Source organism: Actinoplanes sp. NPDC049598 (genome assembly GCF_040675435.1).
Classification (GTDB): domain Bacteria; phylum Actinomycetota; class Actinomycetes; order Mycobacteriales; family Micromonosporaceae; genus Actinoplanes.
The window spans coordinates 327,734-352,034 of record NZ_JBFAOX010000009.1 but is presented as its reverse complement, the minus strand read 5'-3'; the positions used below and the strand labels follow the sequence as shown (position 1 = coordinate 352,034).

At 71.5% G+C, this 24,301-nt stretch carries 27 protein-coding genes; 9 read left to right on the top strand and 18 right to left on the bottom strand.

The window, feature by feature from the left end; all coding sequences use genetic code 11:
* Window positions 1–61: 61 nt before the first annotated feature.
* A complete protein-coding gene (gene lexA / locus AB0J66_RS22865) occupies window positions 62–670 on the top strand; it encodes a transcriptional repressor LexA (protein ID WP_364663864.1) in 609 nt (202 codons plus the stop codon).
* 127 nt (window positions 671–797) lie between these two features.
* Here lexA and AB0J66_RS22860 read toward each other — a convergent pair whose 3' ends face one another.
* The 8 genes from AB0J66_RS22860 to AB0J66_RS22825 form a co-directional block, all read right to left on the bottom strand.
* Complete coding sequence (locus AB0J66_RS22860) at window positions 798–1,217, bottom strand: hypothetical protein (RefSeq protein ID WP_364663861.1); 420 nt, start codon at window positions 1,215–1,217, stop codon at window positions 798–800.
* 157 nt (window positions 1,218–1,374) lie between these two features.
* Window positions 1,375–2,052: a hypothetical protein gene (locus AB0J66_RS22855; RefSeq protein WP_364663858.1), complete on the bottom strand. Its 678-nt coding sequence runs from the start codon at window positions 2,050–2,052 to the stop codon at window positions 1,375–1,377.
* Window positions 2,049–2,867: an ATP-binding cassette domain-containing protein gene (locus tag AB0J66_RS22850; RefSeq protein ID WP_364663855.1), complete on the bottom strand. Its 819-nt coding sequence runs from the start codon at window positions 2,865–2,867 to the stop codon at window positions 2,049–2,051. Before AB0J66_RS22850 ends, AB0J66_RS22855 begins: the two co-directional genes overlap by 4 nt.
* Complete coding sequence (locus tag AB0J66_RS22845) at window positions 2,864–3,193, bottom strand: PadR family transcriptional regulator (protein ID WP_364663852.1); 330 nt, start codon at window positions 3,191–3,193, stop codon at window positions 2,864–2,866. Before AB0J66_RS22845 ends, AB0J66_RS22850 begins: the two co-directional genes overlap by 4 nt.
* Window positions 3,194–3,237: 44 nt before the next feature.
* Window positions 3,238–3,432, bottom strand: coding sequence for a nickel-binding protein (locus AB0J66_RS22840; RefSeq protein WP_364663850.1), 195 nt, complete (start codon window positions 3,430–3,432; stop codon window positions 3,238–3,240).
* Between the two features lie 66 nt (window positions 3,433–3,498).
* Window positions 3,499–3,891, bottom strand: coding sequence for a hypothetical protein (locus AB0J66_RS22835; protein WP_364663847.1), 393 nt, complete (start codon window positions 3,889–3,891; stop codon window positions 3,499–3,501).
* A gap of 126 nt (window positions 3,892–4,017) precedes the next feature.
* A complete protein-coding gene (locus AB0J66_RS22830) occupies window positions 4,018–4,410 on the bottom strand; it encodes a hypothetical protein (protein ID WP_364663844.1) in 393 nt (130 codons plus the stop codon).
* A gap of 15 nt (window positions 4,411–4,425) precedes the next feature.
* Window positions 4,426–4,581, bottom strand: a complete 156-nt coding sequence (locus tag AB0J66_RS22825; RefSeq protein ID WP_364663841.1) for an AAA family ATPase — start codon at window positions 4,579–4,581, stop codon at window positions 4,426–4,428.
* Between the two features lie 338 nt (window positions 4,582–4,919).
* On the opposite strand from AB0J66_RS22825, the gene AB0J66_RS22820 reads away from it, so the two are divergent.
* A complete protein-coding gene (locus AB0J66_RS22820) occupies window positions 4,920–5,330 on the top strand; it encodes a hypothetical protein (protein ID WP_364663839.1) in 411 nt (136 codons plus the stop codon).
* A 7-nt stretch (window positions 5,331–5,337) separates the two neighbouring features.
* Here the strand turns inward: AB0J66_RS22820 and AB0J66_RS22815 are convergent, their stop codons facing one another.
* The 5 genes from AB0J66_RS22815 to AB0J66_RS22795 all read right to left on the bottom strand — a co-directional run bounded on the left by AB0J66_RS22815 (window position 5,338) and on the right by AB0J66_RS22795 (window position 9,037).
* Window positions 5,338–5,751 carry a helix-turn-helix transcriptional regulator gene (locus tag AB0J66_RS22815; RefSeq protein ID WP_364663837.1) on the bottom strand — a complete coding sequence of 138 codons (414 nt, stop codon included), beginning with the start codon at window positions 5,749–5,751 and terminating at the stop codon, window positions 5,338–5,340.
* Between the two features lie 89 nt (window positions 5,752–5,840).
* Window positions 5,841–6,443 (bottom strand): DUF4232 domain-containing protein, encoded by a 603-nt coding sequence (locus AB0J66_RS22810; protein WP_364663835.1) that lies wholly within the window; start codon window positions 6,441–6,443, stop codon window positions 5,841–5,843.
* A 39-nt stretch (window positions 6,444–6,482) separates the two neighbouring features.
* On the bottom strand, window positions 6,483–7,652 hold the full coding sequence (locus tag AB0J66_RS22805; protein WP_364663832.1) for a zinc-dependent alcohol dehydrogenase: 1,170 nt from the start codon (window positions 7,650–7,652) through the stop codon (window positions 6,483–6,485).
* Window positions 7,649–8,059 carry a hypothetical protein gene (locus AB0J66_RS22800; RefSeq protein WP_364663829.1) on the bottom strand — a complete coding sequence of 137 codons (411 nt, stop codon included), beginning with the start codon at window positions 8,057–8,059 and terminating at the stop codon, window positions 7,649–7,651. The genes AB0J66_RS22805 and AB0J66_RS22800 overlap by 4 nt, the downstream gene beginning before the upstream one ends.
* Window positions 8,060–8,119: 60 nt before the next feature.
* Window positions 8,120–9,037: a manganese catalase family protein gene (locus tag AB0J66_RS22795; RefSeq protein ID WP_364663826.1), complete on the bottom strand. Its 918-nt coding sequence runs from the start codon at window positions 9,035–9,037 to the stop codon at window positions 8,120–8,122.
* A 115-nt stretch (window positions 9,038–9,152) separates the two neighbouring features.
* Here AB0J66_RS22795 and AB0J66_RS22790 point away from each other — a divergent pair, with 115 nt between their 5' ends.
* Window positions 9,153–10,373 carry an Nramp family divalent metal transporter gene (locus tag AB0J66_RS22790; RefSeq protein WP_364663824.1) on the top strand — a complete coding sequence of 407 codons (1,221 nt, stop codon included), beginning with the start codon at window positions 9,153–9,155 and terminating at the stop codon, window positions 10,371–10,373.
* A 37-nt stretch (window positions 10,374–10,410) separates the two neighbouring features.
* Here AB0J66_RS22790 and AB0J66_RS22785 read toward each other — a convergent pair whose 3' ends face one another.
* Window positions 10,411–11,043 (bottom strand): response regulator transcription factor, encoded by a 633-nt coding sequence (locus tag AB0J66_RS22785; RefSeq protein ID WP_364663821.1) that lies wholly within the window; start codon window positions 11,041–11,043, stop codon window positions 10,411–10,413.
* Window positions 11,044–11,073: 30 nt separating this feature from the next.
* On the opposite strand from AB0J66_RS22785, the gene AB0J66_RS22780 reads away from it, so the two are divergent.
* On the top strand, window positions 11,074–11,709 hold the full coding sequence (locus AB0J66_RS22780) for an ATP-binding protein (RefSeq protein WP_364663818.1): 636 nt from the start codon (window positions 11,074–11,076) through the stop codon (window positions 11,707–11,709).
* A gap of 61 nt (window positions 11,710–11,770) precedes the next feature.
* On the top strand, window positions 11,771–11,929 hold the full coding sequence (locus AB0J66_RS22775; RefSeq protein WP_364663815.1) for a hypothetical protein: 159 nt from the start codon (window positions 11,771–11,773) through the stop codon (window positions 11,927–11,929).
* Here the strand turns inward: AB0J66_RS22775 and AB0J66_RS22770 are convergent.
* Entirely contained in the window at window positions 11,916–12,698 is a 783-nt protein-coding gene (locus AB0J66_RS22770) for an enoyl-CoA hydratase-related protein (protein WP_364663812.1), read from the bottom strand. The two genes, AB0J66_RS22775 and AB0J66_RS22770, sit on opposite strands and share 14 nt — an antisense overlap.
* 232 nt (window positions 12,699–12,930) lie before the next feature.
* Between AB0J66_RS22770 and AB0J66_RS22765 the strand changes: the two genes are divergently transcribed.
* Complete coding sequence (locus AB0J66_RS22765) at window positions 12,931–13,785, top strand: hypothetical protein (protein WP_364663809.1); 855 nt, start codon at window positions 12,931–12,933, stop codon at window positions 13,783–13,785.
* On the opposite strand, the gene AB0J66_RS22760 is transcribed toward AB0J66_RS22765, so the two are convergent.
* Window positions 13,782–14,936, bottom strand: a complete 1,155-nt coding sequence (locus tag AB0J66_RS22760; protein ID WP_364663807.1) for an acyl-CoA dehydrogenase family protein — start codon at window positions 14,934–14,936, stop codon at window positions 13,782–13,784. The genes AB0J66_RS22765 and AB0J66_RS22760 overlap by 4 nt on opposite strands.
* Before the next feature lie 77 nt (window positions 14,937–15,013).
* Between AB0J66_RS22760 and AB0J66_RS22755 the strand changes: the two genes are divergently transcribed.
* The 3 genes from AB0J66_RS22755 (at window position 15,014) to AB0J66_RS22745 (ending at window position 22,691) form a co-directional block, all read left to right on the top strand.
* On the top strand, window positions 15,014–16,372 hold the full coding sequence (locus AB0J66_RS22755; RefSeq protein WP_364663804.1) for a UDP-glucose/GDP-mannose dehydrogenase family protein: 1,359 nt from the start codon (window positions 15,014–15,016) through the stop codon (window positions 16,370–16,372).
* A gap of 120 nt (window positions 16,373–16,492) precedes the next feature.
* Window positions 16,493–21,622, top strand: coding sequence for a hypothetical protein (locus tag AB0J66_RS22750; RefSeq protein ID WP_364663801.1), 5,130 nt, complete (start codon window positions 16,493–16,495; stop codon window positions 21,620–21,622).
* 517 nt (window positions 21,623–22,139) lie between these two features.
* Window positions 22,140–22,691: a thymidine kinase gene (locus AB0J66_RS22745; protein ID WP_364663799.1), complete on the top strand. Its 552-nt coding sequence runs from the start codon at window positions 22,140–22,142 to the stop codon at window positions 22,689–22,691.
* Between the two features lie 42 nt (window positions 22,692–22,733).
* Here AB0J66_RS22745 and AB0J66_RS22740 read toward each other — a convergent pair whose 3' ends face one another.
* Window positions 22,734–23,591 (bottom strand): GNAT family N-acetyltransferase, encoded by an 858-nt coding sequence (locus AB0J66_RS22740; RefSeq protein ID WP_364663796.1) that lies wholly within the window; start codon window positions 23,589–23,591, stop codon window positions 22,734–22,736.
* A gap of 127 nt (window positions 23,592–23,718) precedes the next feature.
* Window positions 23,719–24,138, bottom strand: a complete 420-nt coding sequence (locus AB0J66_RS22735; protein WP_364663793.1) for a nitroreductase family deazaflavin-dependent oxidoreductase — start codon at window positions 24,136–24,138, stop codon at window positions 23,719–23,721.
* Between the last annotated feature and the right edge of the window lie 163 nt (window positions 24,139–24,301).

Below are 24,301 nucleotides of genomic sequence, written 5' to 3'. Positions count from 1 at the left end.
CCGGCGATGTCACTCGAAAGTGTTTCGTACAGGTGATCGAAGAATGTAGTAACATGCACGCATGACGTCCCCGGATGACGTGCCCCTCAGTAAGCGACAGCAGCAGATCTACTCGATGATCCGTGACTGGATCGACCGGCATGGCTATCCGCCGACCATCCGTGAGATCGGGGCGGCGGTGGGGCTGGAGTCGCCGTCGTCGGTGGCTCATCAGCTTGGCGTGCTCGAGGAGCGTGGCCTGATTCGCCGGGGGGCGCGCGGGTCGCGGGCGATCGACATCCGCAGCCCGGATGACGGCAATGTGTCGGTGCCGGTGCTTGGTGCGATTGCCGCCGGTGCGCCGATTCTGGCCGACGAGCATGTGGAGGAGCAGCTCACTCTGCCGTTGAGCCTCGTTGGCAAGGGCACGCTGTTCGCCCTGCGGGTCAAGGGCGATTCGATGGTCGAGGCCGCGATCTGTGACGGTGACACCGTGGTGGTCCGCCAGCAGCGGGTGGCGGAGGACGGTGAGATTGTCGCCGCGATGCTTGACGGTGAGGCGACCGTGAAGGTGTTGCGCCGTTCGAACGGTCATGTCGAGCTGGTGCCGCGCAATGCGGCTTATGACGTGATTCCCGGTGATGATGCCACGATTCTCGGCAAGGTCGTCAGCGTCCTGCGGCGTATTTAAAACATATAAATAAATGCTCGGGCCGCCTCCCCGAAAGGGGACGGCCCGAGCACCGGGGTGGGTTTACCTCACGCCGCCGGCCGGGACGGTTCGGGGCGTCACGGCCGGCGGCGCGTCATGCGGTTATTCAGTTGTTGCGGTGCGGGCCCTTGTGGTCGCCCCGGTTGCGGTCGTGGTGGTTGCGGTCACGGTCGCCGTCGCGGAAGTCACGGTCACGGCCGCGGTCACGGAAGTCGTGGCCACCACGCCAGTTGCGCTCGACCTCGAGGGCCCAGTAGCCGCGGCGGAAGCCGAAGCGGACCCGGTCGCAGTCGTAGCTCTCCCAGCGGTCGAACCACTCGCCGATGCGGCCGGCCTTCTCGCAGTCGCGCAGCGTCCGGTAGAAGCCGACGACCTGGTCGCGGTCGTGCCGCTGCACCTTGGCGGTGTCGTTGCCCTTGGCGGTCGCCGTGGAGCTGCTGTCGGCGGCGAGGGCCGGGGCGCCGATGGCGGCGCTGGCCATGAGACCCATGCCCGCCATGGTCAGCATCTTGACTGCCTTGTTCATATTTGACCTCCAACTTTGTTTTCGCCTTACGCCACAGATCGTGGCATATCGGACATAAAAGTCTTGTGGAGGCGAATACGTACTTTCGGCTGATCTTGGCTGACCGTTTGTGCCGCACGCCACTTCACCTCGGCCGGCAAAGAAGCGAATTCGCAGGTCAGGTGGGCTCTGGATAGTTTTGCAGTCGAAGACGTTTACTGAAGATGGCCAAAGTGCCCCCGGTGCAGATCAGCCAGACCAGCCCGGCGTGTCCCAGGCCGCGCCACACCATGTCGAGGCTGCCGCCGTCGACGGCGTACGTGCCGATCTCGCGGGTCGACCAGAACGGCATCAGCTTGGCCACCGTGTCGCTCGGGTCGGCCAGCATCTGCACGGCGCAGATACTGAGCAGGGCGAGCGCCCCTTCCAGCTCGCGGGGCAGCAGCGCGCCGATCAGGCTGCCGAGCGGGGCCGCGACCAGCGCGGTCACCGCCATCATGAGGCCGGCCAGCCACCAGTTCCGCAGATCCTGGTCGACGCCGACCAGCAGCCAGTACGCGAACGCGACGGAGAGGCCGACGCCGGAGAGCGCGAGCAAGCGGCCGCCGATGATCCCGGCCGTCGACGCGCCGGTCAGCCGGAGCCGGGGGTCGACGCTGCGGGACGCGTTCACCACGAACAGCGTCAAGGTGGACACCGACCAGCCGATGCCCAGGGCCAGCATGCGTGTCGACTGGCCCGCGAGGTCACGGCGTACCAGGTAGAACCACAGGGGAAGCGCGACGACCAGGGCCAGCGCGACCCACCGCCGGGAGATCTCGCGGGCCGACAGGCTCGCCACCACCAGGGCCGTCATCGTTCCCCTCCGGTCAAGTACGCGCCCAGATCGAGCACGTGGTCGACGTTCTGCAGGTCGTGCAGGAGGTGGGTGACGACCACGACCGCCCGCCCGGCGTCGCGCCAGGCGAAGACCTGCTGCCAGAAGTCGAGGTACGTGCCCTGGTCGAACCCCTGGTACGGCTCGTCGAGCAGCAGCAGGTCGGGGGCGTGCAGCTCACCGAGCACGAGGTTGAGCTTCTGCCGGGTGCCGCCGGACAGTTGCTGTACGGGTTGCCGCCGCCCCGGTCGCCAGGCGAGCCGGCTGGCCAGGTGGATGCCGGTGGAGCGGGCCCGCCCGGGGACCATGCCGGCCGCGGCGCCGAAGAGCGTGAAGTGTTCCTCGGCGGTGAGCCACCCGGCCGTGCCGCCGTCCTGCGGGACGAAACCGACCCGCCGGGTGCGGCGGATCTCGCCCGCGGTGGGCCGGGTCAGGCCGGCGCAGATCTTGAGCAAGGTGGACTTGCCGCAGCCGTTGGCGCCGACGATCGCGGCCACCTCGCCGCCGCGGACCCGCAGGTCGACGCCGGCGAAGACGGTGCGCCGGCGGTAGCGCTTGGCGACGCCGCGCAGCTGCAGCAGCACCGGGCCGGGCTCGAGCCGTTTCAGGGGAACGGCTTTGAGCTCGGCCAGCAGGTGTCGCGCGTAGAGGTGGGCCGGGCCGAAGACGTCGGCCGGCGGCGCTGCGTACTCGGCGGCCTGCTGGGTCGTCTCCTCGGCGAGCTGGCTGGCCCGGCCCGGTTGCAGGCCGAGGCGGAGCAGCTCGGCCTCGAACATCTCGGGCCAGTCGCTCATCGGGGCGCCCTCGCCTCGATGAGCGTGTCGACCCCGTCGCGGAACTGCCGCCACTCCGTGGCCTGGCCGTCGAGGAACTCCCGGCCGGCGTGGGTGATCGCGTAGTACTTGCGGCGGGGGCCGGACTCCGACGGCTGCCAGTCGGGCACGGCGAGGCCCTGCTGCTCCAGGCGCAGCAGGGCCGGGTAGAGCGTGCCGCCGGGCACGTCGGCCACGCCGGCCGCGGAGAGCCGCTGGGCCAGGCCGTAACCGTAGTCGGGCCGCTCGCGCAGCATCGCGAGCAGGCACAGGTCGAGAAAGCCGTGCAACCACGGCCGCGGTGTCATGTAGTCAGGCTAGCTGCTTAGCAGACAGCCTGACTAGTTGGGTGTCAGGCGCCCTCGTTGACCTGGTAAATCTCATCGGCCACCAGGCAGAAGATCTTGCCGTGGGCCTCGTCGACCCAGTAGCGCAGGTAGTTCACGTGAAACTCGCCCTGGGTCGCGGGGTCGGCCTGGTGGGCCTTCGTGACGTCGTCGAGGTCGACGCCGCCGGAGACGGTGTGGACATCCATGTAGGTGTTCATGACTTCGACTATCACCGCCGGCCCGGCCCGGGAGATCGGGAGCGGTTACCCAGCTTTCTTCGCCGGCTACCCAGTCACCAGGCCGCGGCGGCGGGCCAGCACGGCGGCCCCGGTGCGCGACGGCGCGCCGAGCTTGCCGAGCACGGCCGAGGCGGCGAAATCGCCGTCGAGGAAAAGCTGGAACGGCTCGGGCACGGGAGACTTCCAGGATCGGTCCGAGGCCGTACGCCGTAGCCACACCGCGACCGTTCCGCGCCACCACCCGTTGCCCTCACCCGCGACGTCATCCGCCAGCTCGGCCTCGCGGCGTGCCTCCTCCGGGTAGCCGGCTAACCATCGCCACTCCGCCCTGGTCAGGCGGGCGAGAACAATCCACTGGGGTTCGGCCGAGCCGTCCGCGGTCTCGGCCGCCTCGTCCAGCAGCGGCGCGACGTCCTCGTCGCCGCGCCGCACGAGCACGGTGGCCAGGCCGAGCAGCGGGCTGATCCGGTTGATGGGCGACGCCTCAACCTCGGTCAGCAGACGCCGGCTGAGCCGGGCCGCCGGCCCGGAGCACTTCGGTCACGAAGAACGGGTTACCGCCGGTCAGCCGGTGCAGCTCGGCCGCCAGGAGCCCACTGTCACCGGCCAGCACCTCGACCGCGCCCGGCGAAAGCGGCGCCAGGCGGATCCGGCGGGGCCGCGCAGCGACCCGAGCCGGCCCAGCGCGATCCGCAACGGCCGGTGCGGGTCGAGCTCGTCATCCCGGTAGGCCACGATCAGCCGCGTGCCCCGCAGGCGGCGGGCGAGGTCCACTGTGGCCTCGTCGGCCCAGTGCAGATCCTCGATCACCAGAAGGTACGGCCGGGCATTGACCTGCTGCAGCAACGCGTCGAAGAGCTCCTCGCGCGGCGCCCCACGGCGACACAGCTCACCGATGCGGCCACCGAGCTCGGCCGCGAGATCGAACAGCGGACCGAGCGGCCGCGGCGTGAACAACCCGTCGCACAGCCCTCACGCCCAGAGAGCGCCACTGTGCGAACGCAACGCCTCAACCAGGCTGGTCTTACCGACACCGGCCTCACCCGCGATCAGCACGAGACCGACCTCGGGGTCGCGAGCGTAGTCGTCGAGCGAGGCGAAAGCATGCTCGCGCTCCAGAAGCGGCATGGGCCCCAATTTGGCCCTGACACGCTCGAGGAGCAGCCGGGGACCTTACTGCGTGAGCATGCATGGGGCAGGCTCTTCGATTACAGCTGGCCTACTGCGACACGTTTGGCTGAATTTGACGCCGCTAGATACCGGTGCCACAAGGGCGACCTTCGATAGAGAAAGGTGAGAGCTGCGGTTTCGTATGTGGCAAGGCGCGGTTCGCCGGAACGGTGCGATCGCGGCCATGGCTAGCATCTGGCGCCGTGTCCCCCGACCGCGCCTCCCGGCGTAGCCGCAACGTTCGAAGGCCGACTCAGCAGGCTTCGAGCATCCGCAGAGGGCCGTCCCCAGATGACGTGCACGAGATTGTCTATTTTCGTCGGCACAGTGACGACGATCCGGCCGAAACTGTGCCCGGACGTGAATTCCTCAGGGCCTGCCCGCCCACAGTCCGAGCGAAGTTCAACGCGGTCCTTGTCGCGGTGGCAAGCGCACCGCCGAAGCGGTTCGCCGGAGGCGGCTATTGGGAAGCCATGCACGGCGACATGACCGGATGGTTCGAGGTGCGCGTGGACGGCCCCGGTCGTCAGCACTTCCGGCTGTACTGCCTGCTCGACTACAGCGCAGCCGGCCGGGTCAAACCGATGCTGGTGGTGGTCACCGGTTTGGACAAGCCGTTCCGCACGACGCTGTCGGACACCGATTACAAGATGGTGCGGGAGCTCGGCGACGAGTACCGGTCCCGCAATCCACGGTCGCTTATGTAGAGCGTGCTCAGGCGGCAGCCGGCCGCGGCTGCCGCATTATCTGCAGGTGGGCGGCAAGGGCTGCGGTGTCACTGTGCTCGCCGCTGACAAGCGGCTTCGTGATCTGTTCGCGTTCGGCGGCGGGGAGCGGTTCGAGCGTGAGGCGCATTCCGAGGGCTGCCGCTATCTCGGCGACGGTACTCACGGTCGGATTAACTGATCCGTGAGTGAACAGGCGGCGAATGGCGTCAGGATTGGCGCCGATGGCCCGGGACAGAGCGGCCTTGGACAGGCCGGCCGCCTCGCGGGCCTCGTCGAGGGCGTTGACCACGGCGTCGATGGTCGCGATGCGGACCGACTCGACGACGTAGGCACGGAGAAACTCGGGATCTTTGAGGTCCTCGGCGAGGTCCTCCCAGAAAGCGCTGTTAGCGGTCGCCATGCCCGTCCCTTCGGATCCCCGACGCCATCACTGTAGCATAAATGTCACAGTTAAGGCGCGGGCCCGATCCGGCGAAACAGTCGCGGAACTTACTGCACGGGCTGGACCTGGCCGGCTGCCTCGTTCGGGGCGGAGCAGGCGGTCTGCGGCTTGGCCACGAAGACGGACGCGGTCTCGTTCGGTGGGTAGACGCGGTAGCCGCGTACCTGGACGGGCTTGCAGGCAGCCGCGTCCACGTTCAAGTAGTCGGCGATCAGGATCGTCGCGCGCGCCTTGTCGCCGGGTTCCAGGGTGACAGTCTTCTTGGTTCCCGGCGTCCGGGTGAAGGCGCTGCCCACCTGCTTGCCCTGGTCCCCGGCGACGAACGAGACGCCCGGGTAGCCGTACAGTGTGCAGGCGCCGTCGCCCTTGTTGGCGAAGACGAGCAGCTCACCGTGATGGCCGGCCGCCCCGCCGCCCTCGTCCGCCTCGTCGGTGACCTCGAGGTTCCTGCTCAGGCACGCCTTGACCGCAGGCGCAGCGGAACTTGTCGCCGGTGCTGCCGTGGGAGCTGTTGTTGGTGCCGTCGTGGTGTCCGGCGCGGCGCTCGACGGCGTTGCCGCGGGCGCCGCACTCGAGTCACCACCGGAGCCACAGCCACCCAGCGCGATGACCAGGCCGGCTGCTCCTGCTGCAAGGATCGCTTTCCGCATGGTCCCGGATCCCCGGAGCCGTCCCGGGGGAAACGAGACTTAGGGCACGAAGACCGTACGGACGCAGTTGTCCTCTTTGTCCTTGAAGATGCGGTAGCCCTCGGGTCCCTGCTCCAGCGGCATCACGTGAGTCGCCAGGTGCTCGGTGACCACCTCGTCCTTGGCCATCCGCTCCAGCAGCATCGGGATGTAGCGCTGACCGTGCATCTGCGCCCCGCGCATGGTCAGGCCCTTGTTCATCAGCGCCCCGAGCGGGAATTTGTCGACGAAACCGGCGTAGACGCCGAGCACGAAGACCGAGCCGCCCTTGCGGCAGGCGTGCACGGCCTCGCGGACGGCGATCGGCCGGTCCGTCTGCAGCCGCAGCTGCTGCTTGATCTGGTCGTAGCCGAAGTGGGCGCCCGGCGCGTGCGCCTCCATGCCGACCGCCTCGATGCAGACGTCGGGTCCGCGGCCGCCGCTGCGTTCGCGCAGTTCACCGGCGACGTCGGTGCGCTCGTAGTTGATCGTCTCGGCCCCGGTGTACTTCTCCACCTGGTCGAGCCGGTTGTCCAGCCGGTCGATGACCATGACCCGCTCGGCGCCGAGCAGCACCGCGGCCCGGGCCGCCATCTGGCCTACCGCGCCCGCACCCCAGACCGCGACCACGTCGCCCGGTTTCACGCCGCCGAGGTCGGCGCCCATCCAGCCGGTCGCGGCCGAGTCCGAGGCGAACAGCGCCCGCTCGTCGCTGACCGCGTCGGGCACGGTGAACGCGCCGACGTCGGCGAACGGCACCCGGATGTACTCGGCGTGGCTGCCGGCGTTGCCACCCATCGCGTGGGAGTAGCCGAAGCAGCCACCCGGCGCGTACCCCCACAGCGTCTCGGTGATCGCCGGGTTGGTGTTGCCGTTGTCGCACAGCGAGTAGAGCTCCTGGTCGCAGTACCAGCAACTGCCACAGGCGATGAACGACGAGACGACGACCCGGTCGCCGACGCGGTGCCGCTTCACGTCCGCGCCGACCTCGACGACCTCGCCGAGGAACTCGTGCCCGAGCACGTCGCCCTTCTCCATGAAGGGGATGTAGCCGCCGATCAGATGCAGATCGGAGCCGCAGGTCACGGTGCGGCTCACCTTGACGATGATGTCGCCCGGGTTGCGCAGCTCCGGGTCGGGCACGGTGCCGACGGCGAGTTTGTTGACGCCCTGCCACTGCAACGCCTTCACAGCAGTCCTCCCTCGCGTCCGTGCTCGGTGGCCGTGCGCAGCGGCTTGTTCAACAGGGTCTTCTCAGTGGTCGGGGGGCCGGCCGGGCTCAGCACGTAGCCGACCTCGACCAGCGAACGGGTCTCGCGCAGGGCGCGGCGGACCTCGCCCTCGCTGACCGGGGACCCCTCGGGGATGCGTACGGCGATCTCGGTCCCCCGATCGCCCGGAGCGGCCGTCAGGCTGATCTCCACGCTGCGGCTGAGCTCCTCCAGCGACTCCGGCAGCTCGGAGAGCGGCCGGTTCACCGTGACCACGTGTGTGCGACGTGATGCCGGTGACCGGCCGCCTCGCCGTTTCGCCGCCACCACGGCGGCGCCGGCCGCTATCGGCGCGGCTATGAGCAGAGCCCTTCCGGTACGACCCATGATCCGTCCCTTTCGTTCGGTTCAGGAGCCGCTTACCTCGGGAGGGCATCGATAAACGGACTAGTCGAGCACGTCCTTGATCTTGTTGACCACATTGGCCATGCCCTGGGCGTGCGCGCCGGCGCCGGTGCCCGGCTTGCCCTTGCCCATCGAGCCGTCGTAGGTGACGTACAGCTTCGGGTCCGGCGCCGGGCCGAGCGGCTTGTCGTCGGTGAGCGGCTGCGCGTCCGGCACGTAGATGATCTCGTCCTTGCCGTTGAGCGCCGGTCCGCGCGCCCACCGGCCCTCGCCCGCGGTGCTCTCCGGGTCGAAGCTGTAGAACGTGTGGTTGGCCTCCGGGTGCTCGAACTCCGCGTTCGAGTCCTCGATGCCGTTCTCGGTGAAGCCGTCCTCGATCAGCTGCTCGATGCCGAGCAGCCACTGCTGCTGGTGGTACGTGTCGCGGGCCAGGTTGAACTGCAGCATGTCCTTGACGCCACGGTCGTCGGTCATGTTGTAGCAGCGGCTGGTCTGCAGCCGGCTCTGCGCCTCGGCCGACACATTGGACCGGAAGTCGGCCAGCAGGTTGCCGCTGGCCACGATGTAGCCGGCGTTCCAGGGCACGCCCTGGCTGTTGGTCGGCATGGCGCCGCCGCCGGTGACGATCGAGTGCTGCGGGTTCTGCCCGCCGAGCACCGCGGCCAGCACCGGGTTGGCTGCGGCGGCCTTCTCGGTGGCCTCGGCCGGGCCGCCCTCGAGCAGGCGGGCCAGCATGGTCGTGAGCATCTCGACGTGACCGATCTCCTCGGTCGCGATGTCCATGATCATGTCCTTGTACTTGCCGGGCACCCGGCACGACCAGCCCTGCCAGAGGTACTGCATCATCACGGTCATCTCGCCGAACTGGCCACCCACGAGCTCCTGGAGCTTGGCCGCGAAGAACGCGTCCGGCTTCTCGGGCTTGGCCTGGAACTGCAGGTAGTCGACGTGCTTGAACATGTCGTGCTCCTTACGGGGGTGTCGTTGGCCTACGACATCGGGCTACCCGCACGGTTGGCCCGGCGGGGACGGCCGCGGCCCGTACGGGCCTCGGCCCGAGGGCACCCGGGTCCGCATGGTGGTTGCTCTCCCTTTAAGACAGCGGGTGTCCCGGGTGGCGCCCTGGCTCGGTCCCGCCTTCGTGGCCGCGATCGCGTACGCCGACCCCGGCAACTTCGCCACCAACTTCACCGGCGGGGCGAGCTTCGGCTATCTGCTCGTCTGGGTGATCGTGGCCGCGAACCTGATGGCGATGCTGATCCAGTCCCTGTCGGCCAAGCTCGGGCTGGTCACCGGCCGCGACCTGCCGGAGCTGTGCCGGGAGCAGCTGCCCAAGCCGGTCGCCCGTGGCCTCTGGGTGCAGGCCGAGCTGGTCGCCATGGCCACCGACCTGGCCGAGATCATCGGCGGCGCCCTGGCCCTCTACCTGCTCTTCGGCATCCCGCTGCCGGCCGGCGGCCTGATCACCTGCGCCGCCGCGTTCGCCGTGCTCGAGCTGCAACGGCGCGGCATCCGCCGGTTCGAGACGGTGATCGGCGCCTTCCTGGCGGTCATTCTGATCGGCTTCCTCTACAACACGCTGCGCTCCGGCGTCGACGTGGGCGGGTTCGGCGCCGGCATGGTGCCGGCCTTCGACGGCCCGGACAGCCTGCTGCTGGCCACCGGCATCCTCGGCGCCACCGTGATGCCGCACGTGATCTACCTGCATTCGGCGTTGACCAAGACCCGGGCCGGGGCGCCGGACCTGCGCCGGGCGCTGCGCTACCAGCGCGTCGACACCCTGGTCGCGCTGGGCGCGGCCGGGCTGGTCAACCTGGCCATGCTGGTGATCGCGGCGCAGCTGTTCTTCGGCTCGGACGTGAAGGACACCGACTCGCTGGAGGGCATCCACGCCGGGTTGGGCTCGGTGCTCGACGGGCACGCGGCCATGGCCTTCGCCATTGCCCTGCTCGCCTCCGGCCTCGCGTCCTCCAGCGTCGGCACTTACGCCGGCCAGGTGGTCATGCAGGGCTTCATCGGCCGTACGATCCCCCTGGCGGCCCGGCGCCTGATCACCATGGCGCCGGCGATGGCCGTCCTCCTGCTCGGCGCCGACCCGACCAGCGCGCTGGTCTGGTCGCAGGTCGTCCTCTCCTTCGGCGTGCCGTTCGCCCTGGTCCCGTTGATCTGGCTGACCCGCCGCCGGGACATCATGGGCGAGCAGGCGAACCGTCCGATCACGACGGTCGTGGCGTCCGCGGCCGCCCTGCTGATCATCGCCTTGAATGTGCTTCTGCTGGTCAGAACGCTGGGTTGACCGGAGGAAATGGGGGAAAGCGGGTGCCCATGCAGACCTACAGCAGTCCGGCGCTGCCGGCTAGAGCGGCCGCTTCCGCTCGGCTGGAGACTCGCAGCTTGCGCAGGAGCGTGGCGGTAAGACGTTTCACCGTGCGTTCCGAGACGTGGAGTTTGGTGGCGATTTCGACGGTCGAGGCGCCGACGGCGATCAGCCGCAGCAGGTCACGTTCGTCGTCGGACAGGGCCTCCGTGGCCGGATACCGCGCCGGCTTCTTGACGAGCTCGGCCAGCAGCCGTTCCGGCAGCACCGACCATCCGTCGATCACGGCGAGCAGCGGCTGGATGATGTCGGCGGCGTCGCTGCTCTTGGGCAGGAAGCCGCTCGCGCCGGCCCGCAACGCCTCGATCGCGAACTCCGGGTCGTCGTCGCCCGACATGGCCAGGACCCGGGCCCGCGGCGCGGCCCGGCGCACCGACTCGATCGCCCGCAGGCCACCCGGTGGGGGCATGCGCAGATCCACGAGCACCACGTCGGGCACGGCGTGGCGGACGACGCTCGCGGCGTACGCGGCGTCCCCCGTGGTCGCCACGACGGTGGCCCGCCCGTCGCTGACCTCGGGCAGGAGCAGTTCCAGACCGCGGACGAACAGGTTGTGGTCATCGACGACGGCGATCCGGATGTTGCGCATGACGCCCGGGTGCCCGATGCGGGGCAAGTCATGCGACTGACTCTCCGGCGCCGGCCGGCCGACCCCGGTCTCGTGCTCGCCCGCAGCCTCTGCCATGAGCTCCGCCCGCCCATGGCCACGCTCGCCGCCCTGCTCCGGGCGCTGGAGGAGGCCCCGCCGGAGCCGCGCCGCAGCGAACTGGCCCGGCTGGCCGCGGAGCACGTCGAGTACGCCGGCGCCGTGCTGAGCCAGGCGGCTTCCACCGCGTACGGCCACAGCGTCAACGCCCCAGCTGAACCACTGCGTGGTGTCTTGTCGGGTTTTGTCGAGCCGAAGGTGTCCATCTCGGCCAGTCGAGCCGCGCTGAAGTGGCCCGTCCATCCCGCGCACACCCGGCAGATCCTGACCAATCTGACCGGCAACGCCGCCCGGCACGGGGCCGGGCCGGCGCGGCTCACCGCGGCCGTGCGGGCCCGCCACCTCCGGCTGACCGTCACCGACGGCGGCGGCCCGACGCCGGCCCTGCAGACCGCGCTGCGCCGCCGCACCCCGCCGCCGGACGAGCGCGGCCTCGGCCTGTGGATCGTCCGGCAGCTGCTGACGTCGCTGGGCGGCACCGTGCGGGCGCGACCACTCTCCCCGGCCGGCCTGGCCATGGAGGTCAACCTGCCCCGCTATCCGCGGTGACCCGGGCGGGCCACCGTTGGCCCCTCCGGGTCATCGCGAAGGGAAGTCCACCACCATGCTCATGTTGCGAACACTGATCCTGGCCCCATGGCTGATCGTGTTGCTGGCCCACGCCGGGCAGGGCCCACAGCCCCTCCTGCTGGCCGCGGCGATCGTGCTGGTCTGGGCCGTCCCGCTGGTCCGGGACAGGTCGCTGTCGATGACTCCTACCGGCCACTGAAGTCCGGCCGCCGCCGCTCCATGAAGGCCCGCTGACCCTCCCGCTCGTCGGCGCTGCCGGCGCAGGCGGCGATCAGTTCCCGGGCCCGCCCGGCCAGCTCCGGATGCGCGGCCGCCCGGATCGACGCCTTGGCCGCCCGCACCGACAGCGGCGCGTTGGCCGCGATGGCCGCCGCCGTTCGCAGCACGTCAGCCTCCAGCTCCCCGGCCGGAACCACCCGGTTGACGAACCCGGCCGCCAGCGCCTCGCCGTCATCGAAGGTCCGCGCCGTCAGCAGGATGTCGCCCGCATGGGCCGGCCCCACGACATGCACGAGCGTCTCGGCCAGCGCCATCGGGTAGCCGACCCCCAGCCGCGCCGCCGGAACACCGAATCGGCTGCCCTTGGCCGCGATCCGCAGATCGGCACTGAGCGCGAGCGCCATGCCGGCCCCCAGACAGTGCCCCCGGATCATCGCGATCAGCGGTGTCCGCAGCCCGCTCAGCGTCGTGAAGAGCCCGCTCAGCGTCTCGTCGAACGCCTGCCGCTGCTCCGCCGACTCGTGATGGGCGGCGAACTCGGAGATGTCCGCCCCCGCGCAGAACGTCTCCCCCGCCCCCACCAGCACGATGCTGCGGGCCCCGGCATCCTCGTCGAGCTCCCGGACGGCCGCCGCGAGCGCCCCCATCATCGCCACCGACAGCGCGTTGCGCCGAGCCGGATTGCTGATGGTCACCCACCCCACCCCGTCCCGCACGTCCCACCCGATCCCCGCGGCGACGTCAATCACAGCTGCAACCCCCTGCGTCCCGACCCTCCACCCCGGACACTGAGGGGGGAGGCGATGCCCGATGTCACTGTTGCACGAGCAGCGCAGGAAAGATGTGGTCCTTCAGACCCGGATGATCCGGCTGGCCGTCGTCGTGGTGATCTTCCCGGCGGCCTAGGCCCTTCTGCACGGCCGGGCGCCGTGGGCGCCCGGCCTGGCGCTACTGATCACGCTGGCCGCCCTGATCGCCACCGTGGCCCTGGTGCCGTGGCCCGGCACCCGCGCGTACCTGCGCCACGTGATCGGCACCTCGCCGGTCCAGGAGCGGGAGACCTCCCTCAAGCTGGCCGCCGCGTGCGGCGCCGCCGGCGATCACGCCGAGCAGATCCTGGTCTTGCGGGACCTCGCCGAACGAGGCGACGCCGAGGCCTACCAGCTGCTGCTGGCGGTCCTCACCGACCAGGGCCGGACCGCCGACATCGTGCGACTGCGCCAGGCCCTCGCCGACGGGCGGCTCCACCGGGGCAGTCCCCTCTTCTCCCCCTGGCCCGGCATCGACGGACCGGGACTGCTGCGAGCGGCTCAACAGCTACGGCACTCGGACCCGGCGAACACCTCGGTCCTGACCGGCCTGGCCAATGTGCTCGACGAGGCCGGCACCCCGGACCCCTCGGTGTGGCGCGAGCTGATCGACCGCCGCCAGGCGGGCTACCACGTCCGGCTGGCCCGCCACCTGGCCGCCGAGGGCCGCCTCGATGAAGCCACCGAGCTGATGCGCGTCGGCCCCGACGGCGACTTCCCCCAGTTCCCGGAAGCCGCCGTCTTCCTTCGCGAGCAGGATTTGCTGGAGCGCCTGGAGGAGGAGGCCTGGACAGCCTGGCGCCGCGGCCACCGCGACCAGCACGCGCTCCGCGAGCTGCGGCAACTGCTCACCGACCAGGACCGTCTGGACGAACTGGCCGAACTGCCCGAGCCGTCCCCTCAGCCCTCGGCCGGCCACCCACCTCAGGACCGCTGGCCCGGCTTCACCCCGGCCACCCTGCCGTCCAGCTACGACAGCACGAGCGCCGCCAGCTTCACCAACTACTCCGGCTACTCAGGCTGCTAGTCCTTCAGGAGCTGGCGGGCCATGACGATGCGCTGGACCTGATTCGTGCCCTCGTAGATCTGGGTGATCTTCGCGTCGCGCATCATGCGCTCGACCGGGTAGTCGCGGGTGTAGCCGTAGCCGCCGAGGAGCTGGACGGCGTCGGTGGTGATCTCCATGGCGGCGTCCGAGGCGAAGCACTTGGCGGCCGCGCCGAAGTAGGTCAGGTCGGCGTCGCCGCGCTCGCTCTTGCCGGCGGCGGCGTAGGTGAGCTGGCGGGCCGCCTCGATCTTCATGCCCATGTCGGCCAGCATGAACTGGACGCCCTGGAAGTCGGCGACCGGCTGGCCGAACTGCTTGCGCTCCTTGACGTAGCCCTTGGCGAAGTCGAGCGCGCCCTGCGCGATGCCGAGCGCCTGGGCCGCGATCGTCACACGGGTGTGGTCGAGGGTGGCCATGGCCGTGGCGAAGCCGGTGCCCTCGGCGCCGATCATGCGGTCGGCCGGGATGCGGACGTTGTCGAAGTAGACCTCGCGGGTCGGTGACCCCTTGATCCCCAGCTTCTTCTCCGGCGCCCCAAAAGACACGCCTTCGTCGGCTTTTTCCACGACAAAAGCGGAAATGCCGCGAGAGCGAGCCGTCGGGTCAGTAACCGCGAACACCGTGTAGTACTCCGACACGCCCGCGTTGGTGATCCAGCGCTTGACGCCGTTGAGGATCCAGAAGTCACCGTCGCGGACGGCGCGGGTGGTCATCGACGCGGCGTCGGAGCCCGCCTCGGGCTCGGACAGGCAGTAGGAGAACATCGCCTCACCCGAAGCGACCTTGGGCAGGTAACGCTGCTTGAGGTCTTCCGACGCCGACAGGATGAGCGGCATCGTGCCGAGCTTGTTCACCGCCGGGATCAGCGACGAGGACGCACAGGCCCGGGCCACCTCCTCGATCACGATCGCGGTGGCCAGCGCGTCGGCGCCGGCGCCGCCGTACTCGACCGGGATGTGCGGGGCGTGGAAGTCGGAGGCGCGCAGAGCGTCGTACGACGCCTTGGGGAATTCGCTGTTCTCGTCGGCCTCGGCCGCGTTCGGCGCCACCCGCGCGTCACACACCTCGCGCACGGCGGCACGGATCGTCTCGTGATCCTCCGGAAGCCGGTAGGCGTCGAACTCACTCATGCTGGGGCCCTCTCCTAAGCGATGTTACTCGCGCGTAGCGTACGCCCACCGGGGGGAAAGTCGTTAGGCCTGTCGTGATGCGTCTGTCGTTCCTCGGCACCGGCTATCTCGGGGCCACCTATGCCATCTGCTTCGCCGAGCTCGGCTACGAGGTCCTCGGATTCGACGTCGACGAGGCGAAGATATCCAAGCTGGCGAGCGGTAAGGTGCCGTTCCACGAGCCGGGGCTGGACGATCTGCTGCGCCGCAACCTCGCGTCGGGGCGGCTGCGCTTCGTGACCACGTACGACGAGGTCGCGGACTTCGCCGACGTGCACTTCATCTGCGTCGGCACGCCGCAGCGGGCGGACGGCATGGGCGCCGATCTCAGCTATGTCGAGAGCGCCGTGACCAACCTGGCGCCCCGGCTGCGGCGGAAGGCGCTGATCGTCGGCAAGTCGACCGTGCCGGTGGGCACCGCCGACTGGGTCGAGGAGCTGGTGGCCAAGCACGCCGACCCCGCGCTCGGGGTCGAGGTCGCCTGGTCGCCGGAGTTCCTGCAGGAGGGGTACGCGGTGGAGGACGTGCTCCGGCCCAACCGGATCATCTGCGGGACCCGGACCGAGTGGGCCCGTGACCGTCTGCACGCCGCCCACAAGGGCGTCTTCGACCTGGCCGCCACCGAGGATCGCGACGTTCCGGTCGTGGTGACCGATTTCGCCACGGCCGAGCTGGTCAAGGTGGCCGCGAACGCCTTCCTGGCCACCAAGATCAGCTTCATCAACGCGATGGCCGAGGTGTGCGAGGTGGCCGGGGCGGACGTCACCCAGCTGGCCCGGGCCATCGGTTACGACCCGCGGATCGGCAACCGCTTCCTGCAGGCCGGGCTCGGCTTCGGCGGCGGCTGCCTGCCCAAGGATATCCGCGCCTTCCAGGCCCGGGCGCAGGAGCTGGGCGCGGGCGAGGCGCTGCGCTTCCTGCACGAGGTCGACCTGATCAACACCCGGCGCCGCTCCCGGGTGCTGACGCTGGCGGCCGAGTTGCTCGACCGCCCGGTCGGCCCGGCCGGGCCGGACCTCTCCGGCACCGCGATCGCCGTGCTGGGCGCGACCTTCAAGCCGGGTTCCGACGACGTACGCGACGCGCCGAGCCTCGCCGTGGCGGCGGCCCTGTCCGCGGCCGGGGCGCACGTGCGCGTCTACGACCCCCAGGGCATGGCCAACGCCCGCCGGGCTCAGCCCGCCCTGACGTACGCGGACTCGATGGCAGCGGCCGTGACCGACGTCTCCCTCGTCCTCGTCGCCACCGAATGGCCGGAATTTCGCAACGCCGACCCGGTGCTGCTCGGCGAGCTCGTGGCCGGCCGCAAGGTCATCGACGGGCGGAATTGCCTGGATCCGCGCCAATGGGCCAGCGCGGGATGGTCCTATCGGGGGATGGGGCGCCCGCCCGCCTGAGCCCCGGGTACGAGGTCTGCGGCGTTTTCTATAGATCTCCGCCCCCGTGAGCCTGTTCTAATGAGGTGTCGCACGGGCATGCTCTAAGCAGAGAGGTGGCCGGCAGGTCGAGGAGGTTCCGTGGCGCAGGCTGAACAGCCCGACAGCTACGACGAAGAGCTGGCCCGCATCGAGGCCTCGATCGCGGATCTGAAGATTCGCGACATGGCCGCGGCCAAGGAGCGCACCCAGATCGCCGCCAAGATCCAGGCGGCGCAGTTCCAGCGTGACATCCTGTCGCACGCCAACCAGCAGAAAAAGGCCAAGAAGCCCCGCCGCGTGCGCCGCCGCCCCGGTGACGAGGCACCCGACCAGGGCCCGCCTCCGCCCCCGGCCGGTGCCACGACGGTGATCGACGAACCGCCGCCCCCGCCCCGGACGGCCAGGCCGGCCGGGGCGGCCAGGCCGGCCGGGGCGGCCAGGCCGGCCGGCCCGCCGCCCGACTGGGCCCCGCCCGGCTCGCCGCACACCGGCCCGCCCGGCGTCGCCACCGATGGGGTCACCGCCCTGGTCGACGATCCGCCGCCGACCGAGCGGGTCGCCCCGCCGCCGCGCCGGGTCGCGAGCTTCACCGGCGGCGAGGTCCACCCGCCCGAGGCCTCCTCGCAGTCGGTGCAGAACATCACGCTCGCCCTGGGCGCGCTGCTGATCGGCGTGGCCGCCGTGGTCTTCGCCGGCGTCGCGGTCAGCAACCCGCTGGCCCGGGCCACCATCCTGGCCATGGCGACCGCGATCGCCCTGGTCGCCGCGCCCGGCATCGCCAAGCGCGGGCTGAGCTCGACGGCCGAGACGGTGGCCGGCGTCGGTCTCGTGCTGCTGCCGATGACGATGTTCGCCCTGCACGGCAGCCAGGTGGCCGGCGGCGCCGTGCCGATCCCGCTCTACCTCGGCATCACCTTCGCCATCACCGCCGTCGCCAGCTTCCTGTATGCCGGCGTGACCCGGCTGGCCGCGCCCCGCTACGCGACCGTGGTGGCCCTCCAGCCGGTGCCGCTGCTGCTGGCCGAGCCGCTGATCCAGAGCCCGGCCGGTTGGGGCATGGCCCTGACCATCGTGGCCGTGCTCGACCTGCTTCTGCTGACCACGGTGATCCGCCGCGGCCGGCTGCTGCCCCGCTGGCCGATCAACCGCCCGGTCGTCGCCGACCGGGAGACGCCGGCCGAGGCCGACGAGGACCTGCCCGCGCGTCCGGAGTCGGCCCCGGAGGAGCCCGACCTGATCATCCACGGGCTGGCCGGGTCCCGGCGCCGGTGGCTGCGCAGCCGCATCTTCCCCGGCCCGCGCCCGGCCGGCGCGCCCGCCGCGGGCTCGGTGCCGCTGGCCCCGCCGGCCAGCCCGCCCTCGGCCGACTGGCTCCGCGAGCTCACGTTCGCGCTGCTCTGCGTGGCCAGCGCGGGCGCCCTGCTCTACTCCTCGGTCGCCCTGCTGCAGGCCCAGGTCGTGCCCGACGCGCTGCGCTCCGGCCTGATCGTGGTGCTGGCCGCGCTGACGGCGGTGGCCGCGGCCTGGCTGCTGGACAACGTGACCGCCCGCAACATCGCCGGCGGCGTGCTCGTCCTGGCCGTGGTCGGCGCGGCGGCCCGGGTGGCCGACGTGGTCAACCCGCGCTGGACCGTCGTGGTCGCCGCGGCCGTGGTCGCCCTCGTCGGCGCCGCCGTCACCCTGCTCCCGGCCGACGTCCGGCGCGGCCCCGAGATCGCCTCGGCCATCACGCTCGGCCTGGTCGGCGTCATCCTCGCCGTGGACTGCCTGCGCGCCGCGCTGGCCCCCTTGCAGGCCGCCCGCCCGATCTGGCGGGCCGACACCGAGGGCTACGCGGCCAAGCTGGCCGAGGCCACCCAGGGTCAGGGCTGGCTGCTGGCGTTCAGCGCGCTGATCGTCACGATCGCCGCCGCGCTCGCGCTGCCCCGCAGCGTCCGGCACGAGGGCGCGGTGGCCGGCATCGCGCTGACCGCCCTGGCCCTGCCCGCCTCGCTGAGCATGCGCTGGTCGGAGGCGCCCTGGCCGCTGGTCATCGCCTCGGTCGGGATCGGCGCGGCCGGGCTGGCCGCCACCACCCGGCGCATCGCGATCGTGCACGTGGCCGCGGCCGGCGTGGTCGGCTTCTTCGGCTTCGGGTCGGCCCTCAGCGCGCCCTGGCTGACCGCCGCCGTGCTCACCGCCATCGCCGGGGCCGGCGTGATGATCGCCGTGGCGGCCCGGCAGATCCCGATCCGGCTCTACGCCTGGCTGGTCGGTGACTGGGCGTCCGGCGCGGCCGCGCTGGCCCTGCCCGGCGCCGTGGTCACGGCCACCCTGGCCGTCGCCGACCACGGCGAGGGCCCGCCGCCGACCGAGGCGGTCACCGTGCCCGCCCTGGCCCTCGGCTTCCTGGCCGTGGCGGCCACGCTCAGCTACGCCGCCGTCTTCCAGGTGGCTCGCCGCGAGATCAGCACCCCGCTGACCGCCGGCACCGCCCTCGGCGCGATCGCGCTGGCCCTGGCCGCGCTGCTGTCCCCCGGGGCCACCCCACCCGACGTCTGGGTCGGGGTGCTGCTGCTGGTCGCCGCGGGCCTGCTCTTCTTCGCCAGGTCGATCGACAACGGCCGGCGTAGCGACCGGGTGCTGGACGGCCCCGACATCGCCGCCGCGGCCGCCACCGTCGCCATCTGCGGCGCCCTGGCCCGGGTCTTCGCCCTGGCCTTCCCGAGCGCCCCACTGGCCGTGGCCGGCGTGGTGGTGCTGATCGTCGCGTTCGGCGTCGCCGCCCTGCCGCCCGACTGGAGCCGCGGCCCCAACCGTGGCCTGGCCGTGGCCGGCGTCGTGGTCGGCGCCATCGCGGGCTGGCTCGCGCTGGCCGGCGCCGCCCGCGTCATCTCCGTGCTGGGCGACGTCTGGGACGCCGACCTGAGCCGCTACCCGGCGCCCGGCCCGGGTGCCTGGCAGGCGCCGTTCGCCCTGCTCATGGTCGCCTTCGCAGCGGCCATCGCGGCGCCCCGCCCGTTCTCCTACCTGATCTCCGCGGTCTGCGGGGCCCTGGCCACCATCGGCGCGCCGTTCGCCCTGGGCCTGCCCTGGTGGTCGCCGCTGCTGCTCGGCGCCGCGGTCGCCATCGGCTACGTGATGGCCGCCGTGGCCACGGTCGACCCGCGGGCCGCCCTCTGCCGGGCCGGGGCCGCCGCCGTCGTCCTGCTCTACGCGGTCGGCGCCGGCCTGGCCCGGCCCTGGTCGACCGCGCTCGCCCTGCTCGCCGTGGTGCTGGTCGGCGTGCTGACCGCCGTCATGGCCCGCACCCCGGTGGCCGAGATCCCCGACCCGGTCGACGACGAGACCGTGCCCGACGGCCCGGGCCGCTTCTGGACGCCGTTCGTGGTGACCGAGAGCGACCTGGCCCGCGACGACACCGGCATGCCACGGCACCGCGCCCAGATCGGCGGCGCCGCCACCGGCGCCGTGCTGCTGGCGCTGCCCGGCGTGCTGGCCGCCCTCGCCGCCGACCAGGGCCACGACGCGCAGGTCGCGCTCACCGCCGCCCTGGCCGCGTCCAGCCTGAGCCTGGCCCTGCTGGCGCTGGCCGGCCGCTACATCCCGCAGTACCTGCCGTGGGCGACCGTCGGCCTGGTCCTCGGGGCCACCGTCACCGCGTTCGTGTCGATCCCCACCCCGTACTCCACCGCCCTTTACGCGGCCGCCGCCGCCCTGCTCGGCGTGATGGCCGAGCTGCTGCGCGGCTCCACCCCGGCCCCCGGCCTCACCCTGGCCCGCGACCACTACTGGTCGAACACGCGCTTCCGCGGCCCGCGCCGCCCGCTCGGCCTCAGCGGCCGCTGGCTGGTCGACCCGGCCACCAGCGCCGTCGTGCTGGCCCTGGTGCCGACCATCCTGGCCCTGTTCTCGATCGCGCCGGCGCTCAAGGCCGCCCTGATCGACCCGCTGGCCCAGGCCCGGCACATCTGGGACGGCCCGATCCCGGCGCTGTCCGCGCCCGCCTCCGGCTACGTGGACGGCACCAGCGTCCTGGCCATCGTGCTGCTGACCGGCGCCGCCGCCCTGGCCGCGATCGGCTTCGGCGGCAAGGCCTCCGAGTCGGTGCCGGTGATCCTGCCCGGCCTCGCCATCACCCTGCTGATCGCCCCGATCGCCCTGCACGCGCCCTTCCCCACCGCGACCTCGGCCGCCCTCGTGGTCTTCACGATCTCGATGCTCGGCCTGGCCCTCACCCCGCCTCCGGTCGCCACCCACGCGTCGCTGCTGCGCACCACCCGCACCATCGTCTTCGTGATCGGCCTGCTGGCCGGCAACGCGGGCCTGGCCGGCAGCCTCGCCCAGCAGCGGCTCACCTTGTTCACCCTCGGCTCGGCCATCGGCGTCGGCCTGGTCGCCGCCCTCGGCGGCCGCAGCCGCCACGCCCGCGTGCTGGGCTGGCTCTTCACCGCCGTCATGGGCCAGTTCTTCGTCCTGACGGCCGCCATCGCCGCCGGCGTCCAGCGCCCCTGGGCCGCCTTCGGCGTCCTCGCCGTCGGCGCCGCCCTGCTCATCCTCGAGGCCACCGTCCCCCGGATGGGCCTGCCCCAGTACCGCACCGAGGCCCAGACGGTCGAGTGGAGCGGCTACGCCTCGGCCATCCTGGCCGGCATCCTCGCCTTCGACTCCCCCGCCCACCTGGCCGCCCTGCTGGCCGCCTGGGGCGCCGTCCTGGGCTTGGCCGCCTCCCGCGCGGGCCGCCCCGCCAACCAGCGCCGCCTGCTCTTCTGGCTGGCCGTCGGCTTCGAGATCGTCGGCTGGTGGCTCTTCATCGCCCTGTCCGACGTCGCCCTCCCCGAGGCGTACACCCTGCCCTTCGCCGCCCTCGCCCTGATCGTCGGCGTCATCGAGAGCCGCCACCGCCCCGACCTGAGCAGCTGGGCCGCGTACGGCGTGGCCCTGCTGGCCGCCTTCGTCCCCACCATGGGCATAGTCCTGGCCGGCGACGGCGGCGAACTGAGAGAGGTCCTCCTGCTGCTGGGCGCGGTGGCCACCCTCATCATCGGCTCCCGCAACCGCCAACAGGCCCCGGTCGTCGTCGGCGCCCTGGCCACCCTTTTCGCCGCCATCCACTTCGCCGTCACCCTGGTCGGCCCCTGGCTGGTCCTGGTCCCCCTGGGCATCATCCTCCTGTGGGTCGGCGCCACCAACGAAAACCGCCGCCGCACCCGCGAGGGCCTGCGCGGCGCCTTGGTCCGCATGCGATAACCCAGAGGTACGCAATTTCGCCCAGCACCCGCTCTCGGGCGCCGGCTCCGTCGTGGTCACCCTCCCGACGCGGCTGCCGGGCTGTCCTGCCACTCAATCTCACTGCCGACCCCGCCCCGCACTCCGCGCCCGCCTCCCACGCCGCGCCCGCCTCCCACGCCGCGCCGGGCTCCCCAACCCGCCCCACGTCCCACGCCGGCGCCCGTCACCCCACCGCACGCCGGCTTCCCCGCACCCGCCACCCCACTCCGCGCCCGCGTCCCACCCCGCGCCCGCCACCCCACTCCACAGGGGCCCCACGCCCGCACCCGCCACCCAACCGCATCCCCGCGTCCGCATCCGCCACCCACTCCGCGCCCGCGACCCACGTCGGCGCCCCCGCCACCCCACGCCGGCCTCCTCCACGCCCACACCCGGCCCGTCCATGCGAGGGCGTCCGCCTGAGAGGGTGTGGCAGTCGTCTCCGGGCGGGTGGGCGGTCGATCTTCGCCGGGTGGGCGGTGGCACGGTCTGCGGCATGGATTTGACCGTGATCCTCGGCCCGATGAAGGGCGGCAAGTCGCTCGAGATGATCAGCCTGCTGTCCCCGTTGCAGCACGCCGGCATCCCGCATCGCGTCTACCAGTCCGCCCGGCACGGCCGGGACACGGCGGTGACCTCCCGCTCCGGCGGCAGCCTGGAGACGGTCAAGGTGACCTCCCTGGCCGGCGCGGCGGACGGCGGCTTCGAGGTGATCGGCGTGGACGAGATCCACATGTTCACGGTCGACGACATCGCCGAGCTCGGCGCCGCCGTCCGCCGCGGCATCAAAGTGGTCGTCGCCGGCATCGACCTCGACCACCGCGGCCAGCTGTTCGCCCCGGTCCGCGCCCTGTTCGAGCTGGCCCCGGAAAAAGTCATCTACCGCCGGGCCGTCTGCGACGTCTGCCGGTCCCTCGGCGCCACCCACACCCAGGTCCTCGAACATGGCAAACCCATGATCCGCGAACTGGCCCCCTCAACCGCCCTCCCCGACGACGGCACCTACACCTACGAATCCCGCTGCCGCCGCTGCGTGGTCCTCCCTTGATCTCCTTGACGCCGCTCGCACCGAACCCGCAGCATCCGGGTCTCAGCGCGGTTGCAGGTCGTACTGGTAGATCAAGCTTCGGTGGGTGGGGCGGTAGCCGAGAGAGTCGTTGACGCGGCGCATGGCGGTGTTGCTGTCGGCCGTGTCGGCGAGCAAGCCGGTCAGAGCGGGAAACCTCGCGTGAATCCGGGCGATCTGCGCGGCCTTCATCCAGCGGGCCAGGCCGCGGCCACGGTGGGCGGGCAGGACGCCGGTGCCGTAGTGCTGGGCGTCCCCGGCGCCGTCGCCAGGAACCACCAGCTCGGTGAAGCCGGCTATCTCGCCGTCCTCACTCAGGGCGGCAGTGACACAAAGAGTCTCACCGCGGCGTGACACAGCGTCGGCTACGGCGTGTAGGCGCTCGACATCCCACGGATCCGGCGTGTAGTCGGCGTCGTCCATCGGCATGTCATCCATGGCACTGCGCGAACGCGCGAACGTAGCGGCCAGATCGTCGGGGACGGCGCCCTCCCAGTGGATCAACCGGTAGCCGGGCACGTCCGGGTGGGTGGGCAACGACGCGTCCAGGGAGAAGCGCGTGTACGTCAGTTTCAGCACCGGACGCAGGCCGCGCGCCGCGCAAAAGAGGTCGCCGGGTGATCCCTCGCGGACCGGCTGGGTAAGTACACTCCGCAGGCCTTCCGCCGCGGCCGCCGCCTCGATGACAACCCCCAACAGCCGGGTGCCGACCCCGCTCCGGCGCTCAGCCGGATGCACATCAAGCTCCAGGTCGGCGTAGCCACCGCCGGGCGGAAGCCGAAGGGACGCCGTCCCCAATGGACGCCCGTCGCCGGCCGAGGCCAGCCAGACAAGCCGGTTCTTGACGGAGGGATCGACAAGCGGCGTGATCTGCGCACTCATGGCGGCCATTGTGGCCGACCACACCGACCGCGGGCAGTCAATATCGATCCACGCGGCCGAGAGCCACCGCGCGGCGCAGCGGCCGCCCGGCAGGAAGGCCGTGCCGGGTGGGGGTGGGGCGGCTCGGTCAGGAGCGTTCGAGGACGACTACGGGGATCTCGCGGTCGGTCTTCTTCTGGTACTCGTTGTAGTCGGGCCAGACCTCGGCCATTTTGGCCCACATCTCGGGCTTCTCGGCGGGGGTGGCCACACGCGCCTTGGCGTGGAAGCGGTCGCCCTTGATCTGCACCTCGACGTGGGGGTCGGCCTGCAGGTTGACGAACCAGGCGGGCGGGGCGTCGGTGCCGCCCTTGGACGCGACGACCAGGTAGTCCTTGCCGTGCTCGCGGAAGATCAGGGCGTGGGTGCGCTCGCGGCCCGACTTCCGGCCGCGGGTGAACAGGATCAGGATCTCGGTGCCGTTGCGCCAGTGGAAGCCGTCCTCGCCGTTGGTCTCCAGGTAGCGAGCGACGTGCGGATCGCCGTGCAGGTGGGTGGCTGAACTCATGATTCGACCCTACTCGCGGGCCCGGCGGGTCGGCTTACTTCTCCACAGGCCTCGGCCCCGGCCCGAAATGTCCGGCCACGCGGGCAGCCGGACCCGGCGGGACAGCCCGGCAGCTGCGCGCGGAGGGTGACCACGACGGCGCCGATGCCCGAAGGCGGTGACT